The organism is Allofournierella sp. CML151, from assembly GCF_027853465.1.
In the GTDB taxonomy this organism is placed as follows: domain Bacteria; phylum Bacillota; class Clostridia; order Oscillospirales; family Ruminococcaceae; genus Allofournierella.
In genome coordinates this window covers 12091-24004 of record NZ_JAPNNW010000016.1, presented here as the reverse complement: position 1 = coordinate 24004, position 11914 = coordinate 12091, and the positions used below count along the sequence as shown (strand labels likewise).

At 62.2% G+C, this 11914-nt stretch carries 15 protein-coding genes; 7 read left to right on the top strand and 8 right to left on the bottom strand.

Annotated features, from left to right (window positions below; genetic code table 11):
• Positions 1–133: 133 nt before the first annotated feature.
• From PH256_RS11395 to PH256_RS11370, 6 genes are all read right to left on the bottom strand, one after another.
• The gene (locus PH256_RS11395; RefSeq protein WP_270914284.1) at positions 134–679 is read right to left on the bottom strand and encodes a hypothetical protein; all 546 of its coding nucleotides are present in this window, start codon (positions 677–679) and stop codon (positions 134–136) included.
• Positions 680–782: 103 nt separating this feature from the next.
• On the bottom strand, positions 783–1013 hold the full coding sequence (locus PH256_RS11390; protein WP_442866662.1) for a hypothetical protein: 231 nt from the start codon (positions 1011–1013) through the stop codon (positions 783–785).
• Positions 1010–1459 carry a helix-turn-helix transcriptional regulator gene (locus PH256_RS11385; RefSeq protein ID WP_270914282.1) on the bottom strand — a complete coding sequence of 150 codons (450 nt, stop codon included), beginning with the start codon at positions 1457–1459 and terminating at the stop codon, positions 1010–1012. The genes PH256_RS11390 and PH256_RS11385 overlap by 4 nt, the downstream gene beginning before the upstream one ends.
• Before the next feature lie 105 nt (positions 1460–1564).
• Positions 1565–1939 carry a DUF5655 domain-containing protein gene (locus PH256_RS11380; RefSeq protein ID WP_270914281.1) on the bottom strand — a complete coding sequence of 125 codons (375 nt, stop codon included), beginning with the start codon at positions 1937–1939 and terminating at the stop codon, positions 1565–1567.
• A gap of 58 nt (positions 1940–1997) precedes the next feature.
• Complete coding sequence (locus tag PH256_RS11375) at positions 1998–2507, bottom strand: DUF2812 domain-containing protein (protein ID WP_270914280.1); 510 nt, start codon at positions 2505–2507, stop codon at positions 1998–2000.
• The gene (locus PH256_RS11370; protein ID WP_087184957.1) at positions 2504–2824 is read right to left on the bottom strand and encodes a PadR family transcriptional regulator; all 321 of its coding nucleotides are present in this window, start codon (positions 2822–2824) and stop codon (positions 2504–2506) included. The genes PH256_RS11375 and PH256_RS11370 overlap by 4 nt, the downstream gene beginning before the upstream one ends.
• 409 nt (positions 2825–3233) lie before the next feature.
• Here PH256_RS11370 and PH256_RS11365 point away from each other — a divergent pair, with 409 nt between their 5' ends.
• Entirely contained in the window at positions 3234–3653 is a 420-nt protein-coding gene (locus tag PH256_RS11365) for an Hsp20/alpha crystallin family protein (RefSeq protein WP_270914279.1), read from the top strand.
• 126 nt (positions 3654–3779) lie between these two features.
• The gene (locus tag PH256_RS11360) at positions 3780–4130 is read left to right on the top strand and encodes a hypothetical protein (RefSeq protein ID WP_270914278.1); all 351 of its coding nucleotides are present in this window, start codon (positions 3780–3782) and stop codon (positions 4128–4130) included.
• A 5-nt stretch (positions 4131–4135) separates the two neighbouring features.
• On the opposite strand, the gene PH256_RS11355 is transcribed toward PH256_RS11360, so the two are convergent.
• Positions 4136–4702, bottom strand: coding sequence for a glycerol-3-phosphate responsive antiterminator (locus PH256_RS11355; protein ID WP_087184960.1), 567 nt, complete (start codon positions 4700–4702; stop codon positions 4136–4138).
• 350 nt (positions 4703–5052) lie between these two features.
• Between PH256_RS11355 and PH256_RS11350 the strand changes: the two genes are divergently transcribed.
• From PH256_RS11350 to glpK, 5 genes are read left to right on the top strand one after another with little or no spacing between them, the layout of a single operon-like run.
• Positions 5053–6186, top strand: a complete 1134-nt coding sequence (locus tag PH256_RS11350; RefSeq protein WP_270914277.1) for an endonuclease/exonuclease/phosphatase family protein — start codon at positions 5053–5055, stop codon at positions 6184–6186.
• Between the two features lie 15 nt (positions 6187–6201).
• A complete protein-coding gene (locus PH256_RS11345) occupies positions 6202–7647 on the top strand; it encodes an NAD(P)/FAD-dependent oxidoreductase (protein ID WP_270914276.1) in 1446 nt (481 codons plus the stop codon).
• Complete coding sequence (locus tag PH256_RS11340; RefSeq protein ID WP_270914275.1) at positions 7644–8915, top strand: NAD(P)/FAD-dependent oxidoreductase; 1272 nt, start codon at positions 7644–7646, stop codon at positions 8913–8915. The genes PH256_RS11345 and PH256_RS11340 overlap by 4 nt, the downstream gene beginning before the upstream one ends.
• Positions 8912–9289 (top strand): DUF1667 domain-containing protein, encoded by a 378-nt coding sequence (locus tag PH256_RS11335; protein ID WP_270914274.1) that lies wholly within the window; start codon positions 8912–8914, stop codon positions 9287–9289. Before PH256_RS11340 ends, PH256_RS11335 begins: the two co-directional genes overlap by 4 nt.
• Complete coding sequence (gene glpK, locus PH256_RS11330; RefSeq protein WP_270914273.1) at positions 9286–10785, top strand: glycerol kinase GlpK; 1500 nt, start codon at positions 9286–9288, stop codon at positions 10783–10785. The genes PH256_RS11335 and glpK overlap by 4 nt, the downstream gene beginning before the upstream one ends.
• Before the next feature lie 71 nt (positions 10786–10856).
• Here the strand turns inward: glpK and PH256_RS11325 are convergent, their stop codons facing one another.
• Positions 10857–11900, bottom strand: a complete 1044-nt coding sequence (locus PH256_RS11325; protein ID WP_270914272.1) for a ribonucleotide-diphosphate reductase subunit beta — start codon at positions 11898–11900, stop codon at positions 10857–10859.
• Positions 11901–11914 lie beyond the last annotated feature (14 nt).

Here is an 11914-nt window from a genome sequence, read left to right as displayed (position 1 = left end):
ACCCAGTTTGCTGTTCAATTTGTCAACCGGCGGTTGCAGGTGGGGAAAACCGGCCGTGCAGGCCCGTTCTCCGGGCAAAAACAAGCCGCCCGGCCCATGTTACAACAGGGCCGGGCGTTGTTTTGTTTTGATGTCACATCTCTTCCAGCGGCTCGGCCAGCTGGCGCAGCAGGATGCGTTCCAGCTGGGCGGAAAGCCGGGCGGCGTCCAGCTCGCGGCGGTCGCCGTAGTCCAGCAGCACGCCGGTGAGCGCCCGGGAATTGTAATCCAGAAAGACCTCCCGGTCCGGCTGGTTCACCGCGAAGTCCGGCCGGAAGCGTTCCAGCAGCCCGTTCAGAAAGACCCGCACGCAGGCGGTGAGGGCGTCGGTAAAGCACTGCCGCCGGTGGGAACAGAGCAGCTTGTTCAGCACGTCGAACTGCCCGGCGGTGTGGGCGATCAGCAGCTCCAGACCGCAGCGAAGCTGGGGCAGCTCCAGGCTCTGACGCAGCAGCTGCTCGGTCTCGCGGCGGACGGACCACTCCATCACGTCGTTGATGTCCTGAAAATGGTAGTAAAAGGTCTGGCGGGAGATGTGGCACTCCTCGATCAGCGCGGTCACGGTGATCTTGTCCACATTGCCCCGGCGCACCAGCTCCTTGAATTGGCCGGAGATCACCAGCTTCATGTCGATGGGCATAACGAGATACCTCGCAGGGATCAAAAACGATTGGGTGAATTATTTCCCATTATACCAAAAAAACAGCCGGGGAACAATTTGAATTGCCCCGGCTGCGGTAAAATTACCGGCCCAGCGTGTCCAGCTCCCGCTGGATCAGCTCATTGGCGATGGTGAAGGCCTCGATGCGCCGCTTTGCCAGCGTGAGCTGGGATTTGTAGCGGGCCGGGTCTTCCTTTGCTTCAAAGGTCTTCACCGTCTGGCGAAGCTTGTGCAGGGTGGAGTCGATCTGGCGCTTTGCTTCGGCCAGCTCTTCGCGGGTGTAGTCCATGGGGTGTCCTTTCTGAAATATCACATCTGACCCTTCCAGACCCGGGCCAGAATGTCCTTTAATACCAGCAGCGCGTCGGTGGTGTTGTAGCCGTATTCCACCTGCAGCTGGGTGAGCATCTCCCGCAGCTGAGGGGCGTAGTCCTGGATGCGCACCGTTTTGTGGTAGGTGGCCAGCACCGGGTATTTCTTGCTCCATACCTTGTTCCAGTCGATCTTGGCCTGGGCCTCCTCGCTCACGCTGTCGATCATCTCCCGGGCCTGCTGCTCGTCGAAATCGTATTCCACCAGCTCGTCCAGCGTGATGTGGTACAAAACGGCCAGCCGCTTGGACTGGCGGATGTCCGGCAATGTTTCTCCGGTTTCCCACTTGGAGATGGTCTGGCGGGAAACACCCAGCTTTCCGGCCACATCCTCCTGGGAAAGGCCGCTCTTTTTGCGGGCGTGATACAAACCGCTTGCAAAGATCATGGGTAAAACCTCCTGTTGGCTTGTGTATTCTGCACTTTCAGTATACCGCCAGCCGCGGCAAAAGGCCACCAACCAAACCTGCCGCTTTCGCCCGGTTTGTTAACATCATTTGATGAGGGCAAATTGGTAGGCCTCTTCGGTCCAGTCCAGCAGCTCGGCGTCCACCTCTTTGGGGGTCGTGAGCAGGATGTGGTGGGTCCAGCGGTTGGGGTAGGGCTCGGTGGCCACCGCCACCCGGGGGGACTCCTTGCGATAGGAAAGCCCCAGGCTCACCAGCAGGTATTCCTCCGGCCAGCCCTTCACCTTGCGCCAGGGCAGCGACACCGCCGCGAACACATACCGGTTGCGCAGCGAAATCTGGGTGCGGCTCACCTTGGCGGTGAAGGCAAGGCCCCGGTCCGCAAGCCCTTGGCAAAACGCCTCGTAGATGGGCAGCATTTGGGGCATGGAGTCAAAAAACAGCAGCTCGTCGTCGGTCATGGTTGCACACCTGCCTTTTTTCTTTATTATATCCCCGGCGGGCGGGGCGGGGCAACGGTCAGCGGTGCAGGTCCTGCCCGGCGGTCAGCGCCCGGCGGCGCAGATACAGCTTGCAGAAGCCAAACGCGCCCACGGCGGCCAGCGCCAGGTTCAGCCAGCTGAGCTGGTGCAGGTTGCTGTTGGCCAGATTGGCAAAGCCGGGCAGCAGGTTCGCCGCCGTGATCACGCCGCAGAGGGCCAGCACGCCGTCCAGATGGCGCAGCACGCCCTCCAGGTCCGAGAAGATTTCAAAGGGCTGGCCGTCCGATTTCTTTTTCAGATAGATCCAGTTCAGGCAGCGGCCCACCACCTGGATGCCGGTCTCCTCCAGAAAGGCCAGGTAATCCGGGTCGGCCTTGCGCAGCAGCTGCAGCTGGTACTGGTACTCGTCCGGCTCGCCCTGCTCGAATTCATACACAAAGAACCCCGCCCGGCACAGCTGCCAGCCCTGGCGGCTCATCTCGTTCAGCCAGGCGATCTCCTTTTCAAAGTTCCAGATAAAAAACGTGCGGTGGATGATCTTTTTCATACCGGATTCCCTCCTGTGACCTGTTCGCCGTTTTTCACCAGCTCACGCAGCCGGGCCAGCTCGTTTTCCACGGCGGCGCGGCCCGCGGCGGTGATGCGGTATTCCTTCTTCCGGCTGCCCGGGGTGCAGGGCAGCGCCTCAATCCAGCCCTTGTCCTGCAGGGTGTTCAGCGCGCCGTATAAGGTGCCCGCCGCCAGCCGCACCCGCCCGCCGGAAAATTCCTCGGCCTTCTGCATGATGCCGTAGCCGTGCAGCGGCTGATACAGCGAAAGCAGAATGTAATAAAAGGCCTCGGTCAGCGCGATGTGTTCGTTCATCTGCGGCCCTCCTTTTCGCTTGCTCGGAAAGCGTTATATCGTCTTCCGATATAACTATATCAGGTGCCGATATATTTGTCAAGCGGCCGGGTGCCCGGCAGCAGGGTTGAAATGGGAAGGTTTGCGACAAAAATCTATGGCGGAAAGGGTAGGAAAAATGAATTAGCACTCTAAGCGGTAGAGTGCTAATAATTAACAAAATGTTCATAAATCAACCGATTTTATGTCACAAACCGGCGGTAGAATATAGTTGTCAAAAGGGAACGGGAGCCAAGGGCAAGGGTCCTTGGAAGCCGACCCGGACAATTCCGATTGACAAAGCGGTGCAGCCCCCGCGTACCATGCGCACCGCTTTACAATAAAAATCCATTTCAAATGGCGCGGAGCAAAGGAGCAATTTATGTTTGGTATGATTCCGTTTGGCCGTGAAGAAAACAGTTTGTTCAACTATCTGGATAACATGGAGCGCAGCCTGTTCACCGGTTTCGGCGATATGAGCCAGTTCCGCTGCGACATTCAGGATAAGGGCGATTCCTACCTGATGGAGGCGGAGCTGCCCGGCTTCAACAAAGAGGACATCGCCATCGACCTGAACGGTGACAACCTGATGATCACCGCCCGCCACAACTCCGAGAGCGGCGAGAAGGACGACAAGGGCAACTACGTGCGCCGTGAACGGAAGTTCGGTTCCTTCAGCCGGAGCTTCGACGTGAGCGGCATCGACACCACCGCCATCAAGGCTGCCTACAACAACGGCATTCTGGAGCTGACCCTGCCCAAGAAGGGCGAAGTCACCCCCGCCTCCCGCAGCATCCAGATCGAGGGCTAAGCGCAGAGCAGAGCCCCCGCGGCAAAAAAACAGAAAAGTGCCCCGGCCAGCAGTCCGCTGGCCGGGGCACTTTTTTTGTATGTTTGAGCAGGATGACGCATCCGGCGGGCGGAATTCCCGCCCGGCGTGCTGGAAAAATTCGAACAGCTGTGCGGCGTCTTTTCGGTCAGCGCCGATGCCCTGCTGTTCGGCGCTCAAAGCCCGGCGCAGCCGGGAGATCTGGAGCAGCCGGACGGTCGGGAGCAGTCCCGGCGGGCAAAGGCACATTTTCGCATGGCGGCGGCAGTGGTGCTGGCGGCAGCGGCGCTGCTGTTTGCTCTGATTGAAAGCCAGCAGCCCTATCAGGCCTGGTATACGGTACTGGGGCCGTATGCCAGCCATCTGTTCTGCACCTGGCGGGTGTGGCTGCTGATGCTGGGCATCGGAATGGCCGGGGCAGGTGGGGTGTGCATCGCGCGGGAATACCGACGGCTGTAACGGCGTTACAGCTCCCACACCGCCGGGCAGGTGCTGGACACCGCCACCGCGCCCGCGCCCAGTGCATCGATCACATCCTGCTTGTCGGCAATCAGGCCGCTGGCAATGAGTGGTGCGTTCAGCTCGTGGCTTAAGCGGGCGATGAGCTTGGGCATCAGGCCGGGCAGAATCTCGATGAAGTCCGCCCACTGGCTGCCGCCGCTTTTGCGCAGGCTTTGCAGGGCCATGTTGTCCAACAAAAAGGTGCGGTACACCCCCGCAAGCCCCAGGGCCTTGGCCCGCCGCACCAGCGCCGCCTTGGTGCTGATGACCCCGTCCGCCTCGGTGGCCCCGACCAGATATTCCACCGCCGCCTCCCGGGCGGAAAGGCCGTCCAGCAGGTCCACGTCCACGAAGACGGTCTTGCCCGCCTCTTTCAGCCGCCGGACGATGTCCGGGATGCTCACCACCGAGCCGTACAAAACAAACACCACCGGCTTCGGGTTTTGAAGGCAGCGGGAAAGGCCCTCCTCGTCCTTGATGGCGATGATGATGGGGTTTTCCTCCAGCAGAGCGGGCAGCGGGGTGATCATGGGGCATCCTCTTTTCGTTTGTGATGATACCTATTATAGCACCCAAAAGCCGGGCCCCACAACGCTTTGTGCGCATGGCACAAAAAGCCGGGGATATTTTTTGCGGGTCTGCCCATTGCGCCCCGGCGGCAGCGGCCTCTATAATAATAGTATGACCAATAAACGCGGCCACGGTGCCGCCAAAAAAATGCCCGGGGCTTTCGGCAGGCTCCGGCCTGTGCAAGAGTGAAGAGCAGCAGAACAAACGCCATGACGGTGTATTTCTGCTGCTCTTTTTTGCCACCTGGAAGGCCGTGTCACCGCCCAGTTGGGCGAGCCTGCCCCGAAATTCAGCGATCAAAACGAGGTGCATGATGACAAAACCCAAACGAAAATGGTTCAAACGAATCGCACTGGCGCTGCTGGTGCTTCTGCTGGCTCTGGTGCTGGCGGTGGGCGGCTATGTGCTCTATTTGCAAACCGGCTATTACCGCATTCCGGACGGGGAGGTTCTGGCAGTGGAAAATCCCCAGGCTGGGCAGCTGGCCCCCGGGCAGGACTACACCGCCCTGACCTACAACATCGGCTTCGGGGCCTATGGGCCGGACTACAGCTTCTTCATGGATACCGGCACCATGGCGGACGGCACCCCGGTGCAGGGCCGCTGGGGCAAGGCCAAAAGCAAGGATGCGGTGCTGGCCAACACCCAGGGCGCGCTGGATACCATCGCCGCCCAGAACGCGGACTTCCTGCTGCTGCAGGAGGTGGACGTGGACGCCCATCGCAGCTGGCAGGTGGACCAGAGCGCCCTGCTGAAAGAGGGCCTGCCCGGCTACGGCGCGGTGTTTGCCTCCAACTTTCACACCCGGTACCTGTTCTACCCCTTCCACGACCCCCACGGCGCGGTGGACGCGGGCCTGCTCACCTTCAGCCGGTATTCGGTCAGCGAGGCGGTGCGCCGCAGCTACCCGGTGGACGAGAGCTTCTTTGTAAAATTCACCGACCTGGACCGCTGCTTTGCCCAGCTGCGCATCCCGGTGGAGGGCGGGGGAGAGCTGGTGCTCATCAACAGCCACATGTCCGCCTACGACGAGGGCGGCACCGTGCGGGCCCGCCAGCTGGAAATGCTCTGCGGCGTGATGCGTGAGGAATACGAAAAGGGGAATTACGTGATCGTGGGCGGCGACTTCAACCACGCCCTGGGCGAGGGGATGGCCGAGGCCTTTGAAAGCGGCCAGCAGCTGCCGGGCTGGGTGGCCCAGCTCACCGACGAGGACCTGCCCGAGGGCTTTTCCCTCCAGCGGGCGGAAAACCAGTACCAGACCCCCACCTGCCGCACGGCAGACATTCCCTGGGAGCCGGGGGTCAACTACACCACCGTGCTGGACGGGTTTATCGTTTCGGATAACATCACCGCCACGGCGGAAAATATCGACACCAATTTTGCTTACAGCGACCACAACCCGGTGAAGCTCACCTTCCGGCTGGGTCAGGCTGCGGAATAAAAGGAGGAAACAGTTATGGTAGATGTGGCAATCATCGGCTGCGGCGTGACCGGCGCGGCGGTGGCATACCACCTGGCGAAAAAGCAGGTCAGCGTGCTGATTCTGGAAGCGGAAAACGATGTGTCCATGGGTACCACCAAGGCCAACAGCGCCATTCTGCACGCGGGCTACGACCCGGAGCCCGGCACCGCCATGGCCCGGCTGAACGTACGGGGCAGCGCAATGGCAAAGGAAATCTGCGCCGCGCTGGATGTGCCTTATAAGCAGACCGGCAGCTTCGTGGTGGCCTTCGGCCCCGAGCAGGAGAAGACCCTGCGGCGGCTGTATGAAAACGGCATCGCCAACGGGGTGCCAGGGCTGGAGATTTTAAGCGGCGAAACCGCCCGGGAGCTGGAGCCGAACCTCTCGCCGGAGATCACCGCCGCCCTGCACGCGCCCAGCGCGGCCATCGTGAGCCCCTGGGAGTTCGCGCTGGCCATGGCGGAAAACGCGGTGGAAAACGGGGCTGACCTGCGCTTGGAAACCCGGGTCACCGGCCTTGCTCCCATCGAGGGCGGCTGGAAGATCGAGACCACAAAGGGCGACTTTGAAGCCCGCTTTGTGGTGAACGCCGCCGGTGTGGACGCGGGCAAAGTGCACGCGCTGGCCGCGCCGGAGAATTTTGTGACGAAACCCTGCCGGGGCGAGTATTACCTGCTGGACAAATCCGCCGGCAATACCGTGGGCCGGGTCATCTTCCAGTGCCCCACCGCCGCGGGCAAGGGCGTGCTGGTGGCCCCCACGGTACACGGCAACTTGATCGTCGGCCCCAACGCCCAGGACATTCCCGATTCCGCCGACACAGCCACCACCGCCCAGGGCCTTGCCCAGGTGGCGCAAAGCGCCCGCAAAAGCGTGCCCGGCGTGGACCTTTCCGCCTGCATCCGCAACTTTGCGGGCATCCGGGCCAACACCGACCGGCCGGACTTCGTCATCCAGTGGGCGGCCCCCGGTATGCTGGACCTGGCGGGCATGAAGAGCCCGGGCCTTTCCGCCGCTGCCACGGTGGGTGAGGAGGCCGTGGCCCTGCTCGAGCGGGCGGGCCTTGTTCTGACGGAGAAACCGAACCCGGTGACCAGACGCACCCGGATTCGCTTCAAAGAACTGACCGGCGAGGAAAAAGCGGAGATCATCGCCCGGGAGCCCAGCTATGGCCGGGTGATCTGCCGGTGCGAGACCGTGACCGAGGGCGAGATCATCGCCGCCTGCCATACGGCCATCCCGCCCCGCAGCATCGACGGGGTCAAGCGTCGGGTGGGCGCGGGCATGGGCCGCTGCCAGGGCGGCTTCTGCGGGCCGCGGGTGATGGAGATTTTAAGCCGGGAGCTGGGCAAAAGCCCGCTGGACATCCCGCAGGAGGGGGCGGCGAGCATTCTGCTCACCGGCCGGACGAAACAGGCAAAGGGGGACAAAACCGTATGACAGACCGGCAGGAATATGATGTAATTGTGGTGGGCGGCGGCCCGGCGGGCCTTGCAGCCGCCCTGAGCGCCCGGGAAAACGGCGCGGAGCAGGTGCTGATCTTAGAGCGGGACGAGGAGCTGGGCGGCATTCTGAACCAGTGCATCCACAACGGCTTCGGCCTGCACCATTTTAAAGAGGAGCTCACCGGCCCGGAATACGCCGGGCGGTTCATCCAGCAGCTGGAGGGCACCGGCATCGAAGTGATGCTGGGGGCCATGGTGCTGGAGGTAAACGCCCAGGCCCATACCGTGCAGGCCATCAGCAAAACGCTGGGCTACCGGCTGCTGCGGGGCAAAAGCATCCTGCTGGCCATGGGCTGCCGGGAACGCACAAGGGGCGCCATCGGCATCCCCGGCACCCGCCCGGCGGGCGTGTTCACTGCGGGTGCGGCCCAGCGGTATGTGAACATGGAAGGCTACATGGTGGGCAAGCGGGTGCTGATCCTGGGCAGCGGCGACATCGGCCTCATCATGGCCCGCCGCATGACGCTGGAGGGCGCCAAGGTGTTGGCCTGCGTGGAGGTCATGCCCTATTCCGGGGGCCTGATGCGCAACATCGTCCAGTGCCTGCAGGACTACGATATCCCCCTGTATCTCTCCCATACCATCATCGACATCCAGGGCAAGGACCGGGTGGAGCGGGCCGTGGTGGCAAAGGTGGACGAAAACCGCCGCCCCATCCCCGGCACCGAGATGGTCTTTGACTGCGATACCATCCTCCTGAGTGTGGGCCTGATTCCGGAAAACGAGCTCACCAGCGGCGCGGGCATCACTTTGGACCCGCGCACCAAGGGGCCGGTGGTATTTGAAAACATGGAGACCAGCGCCCCCGGCGTGTTCGCCTGCGGCAACGTGGTGCATGTGCACGATCTGGTGGACTTCGTCACCGCCGAGAGCCAGCGGGCCGGCGCCGCCGCCGCCCGGTATGCGAGCGGCCAGACAAACCACGGCCCGGCGGTGGAGATCACCAACGGCGAGGGCGTGGGCTACACCGTGCCACAGAAAGTCCGCCCGGCAGCGGTGGACAAAAAGCTGGAAATCTTCTTCCGGGTGCGCCGGGTGTACGGCAATTCGGCGGTGGTGGTCACCAGTGAGGGCCAGCCGTTGGCCCGCTTCAAGCGGGAGCATCTGGCCCCCGGCGAGATGGAGCATATCACCCTGCCCGCCGCCCTGCTGGCAAAGGCAAAGGGCGCGCTGGAAGTGGCGGTAGAGGAGGAACAGGCATGAAGGAACTGATCTGCATTGTGTGCCCCAAGGGCTGCCGTCTGCGCGTGGACGAGAACGATGGGTACAAAGTGACGGGAAATACCTGCCCACGGGGCGAAGAATATGGTAAAATAGAACTAACGAACCCCACCCGCACCATCACCAGCACGGTGGCCGTGCGGGGGGCGGCCCATCCCCGCTGCCCGGTGAAGACCACCAAACCCATTCCCAAGGGACTGATTTTTGAAGCCATGCAAACGCTGGACGGCCTGGAGCTGACCGCACCGGTGGCCCTTGGCCAGGTGGCGGTGGCCAACGTGTGCGGCACCGGGGCGGACTTTGTGACCACCCGCGCGCTGGAGGCCCAGGGCGCGGCAAAGGAGGAAATGCAATGAGCAGCCGGTATATCCTTGCCCTGGACCAGGGAACCACCAGCAGCCGGGCGATTCTGTTCGATGAGGAGCAGAACATCCTGGAAATGACCCAGCGGGAGTTTGAGCAGATCTACCCCAAAGAGGGCTGGGTGGAGCACGACGCCATGGAGATCTGGTCCAGCCAGTACAGCGTGATGATGGAGGTGGTGGCAAAAAGCGGGGTGGACCCGGCGGCCATCGCGGGCATCGGCATCACCAACCAGCGGGAGACCACCATCCTGTGGGAAAAGGAGACCGGCCGCCCCATTTATAACGCCATCGTGTGGCAGTGCCGCCGCACCGCCCCCATCATCGACGAGCTGGTGGCGAAGGGCTACGGCGACATGATCCGCAAAAAGACCGGTCTTGTGCCGGACGCCTACTTCTCCGCCAGCAAGATCAAGTGGATTCTGGACCAGGTGCCCGGCAGCCGGGAACGGGCCGCCAAGGGCGAAATCCTGTTCGGCACCGTGGACACCTGGCTGGTCTGGAAGCTCACCGGCGGGGCGGCCCACGTGACCGACCGCACCAATGCCTCCCGCACCATGCTGTATAACATCGACACCCTGGACTGGGACGACGAGCTGCTGGAGCTGCTGGACATTCCCCGGGCCATGCTGCCCACCGTCTGCTCTTCCAGCGAGATTTACGGCTATACCACCATCGGCCCGGTGCAGGTGCCGGTGGCGGGCATCGCGGGCGACCAGCAGGCCGCCCTCTTCGGGCAGGGGTGCTTTGAAGCCGGGCAGGCCAAAAATACCTACGGCACCGGCTGCTTCCTTTTAATGAATACCGGCGAGACCCGCCACCAGAGCCAGAACGGCCTGCTCACTACCATCGCCGCCACCGTGAAGGGCCAGCCGGTGCAGTATGCGCTGGAGGGCAGCGTGTTCGTGGGCGGCGCGGTCATCCAGTGGCTGCGGGACGAGATGCGCTTCTTCACCGAAAGCCGGGATGCGGAGTACTACGCCCAGAAGGTGCAGGACACCGGCGGCGTGTATCTGGTGCCCGCCTTCACCGGCCTCGGCGCGCCCCACTGGGATATGTACGCCCGGGGCTGCATTGTGGGCATCACCCGGGGCACCAAGCGGGAGCACATCATCCGGGCGGCCCAGGAGTCCATCGCCTATCAGTCGGCGGATTTAGTGGCTGCCATGGAGAAGGACACCGGCATCCCCTTAAGCGTATTGAAGGTGGACGGCGGCGCCTCCCGGGACCGCTTTTTGATGCAGTTCCAGGCGGACATCCTGAACAAGGCGGTGCGCCGCCCCATGATTCGGGAGACCACCGCCCTGGGCGCGGCCTACCTGGCCGGTCTGGCGGTGGGCGTCTGGAAGGACACCGGCGAGATCAGCCGCCTGTGGAGCTGTGATGTGGACTTCGCCCCCGACATGGCCGAGGACAAGCGCCATCAGCTGCTGGCAGGCTGGCACAAGGCCGTGGGCCGCAGTCTCGACTGGGCCCGGCCGGAGGAATAACCGAGTATACAAAAATCCCCGATGGAAACCCATCGGGGATTTTTGCTGTTATGGGAAAGTTAAAATCAGGCTTACAAATCATCCACCAGCGCGGTGCTCTTGGCGTAGGCGGTGCTTTTGGCCTCGAAGAAATCGGTCTTCACCATGTTGGCGTTGGAATACTGGCTCACCCAGCTCATGGAGGCGGGTTCGGTCTGGTTGTCTTCAAAGAGGGGCCCGAACCCGAGGCCGGTCCAGCGCAGATTGCCCAGATAACGGATGTAGTCGGTGACCATCTGCTTGGTCAGGCCGGGGATGGCGTCGCCGATCACGTAATGGCCCCAGGCGATTTCCTGCCGCACGCCCTCCTCCAGCATCGCCTTTAAGACCTGCACGTTCTCGGGGCTGAACAGCTCCGGCTCCTCCTTCTGCAATTCCAGCAGGATGTTCCGGAACAGCCACAGGTGGGTGTTCTCGTCCCGGTTGATGTAGCGGATCTCCTGGGCCGAGCCGGGCATCTTGCCGTTGCGGGCCAGATTGTAGAAGAACATGAAGCCGCTGTAAAAGTAGATGCCCTCCAGAATGTAGTTGGCCATCATCACTTTGAGCAGGGTGAAGGGGTCCTTGTGCTGCTGGAACTCATTGTACAGATCGCCGATGAAGGTGTTCCGGCGCAGCAGGTGCTCGTCGGTCTTCCACTGATAGAGGATGTCGTTGCGCTCCACCGGGCTGCAGATGCTGTCCAGCATATAGCTGTAGCTCTGGCTGTGCACACACTCCTGAAACGCCTGGATGGACAGGCACAGGTTCACCTCGTTGGCGGTGATGTACTCGCCGATGTTGGGCAGATTGGCGGTCTGGATGGAGTCCAGAAACACCAGAAAGCTGAGGATTTTGTCGTAGGCGGTGCGCTCGGCAGCGGAAAGGTTCGGGTAATCCTTGGTGTCCTGGGCCAGATTGATCTCCTCGGGAATCCAGAAGTTGTTCATGGCCTGACGGTACCAGTCGCTCACCCAGGCGTAGCGCATGTTGTTGAAGTCGTTCAGGTTGGTGGTGTTGCCCCCGATCATCCGCCGCAGGCGCACGTCGGTGTCGCCGCCCGGGTTGAAGAGGGGCTTTTTGATCAGCTGAGTCATGGTTCACACTCCTT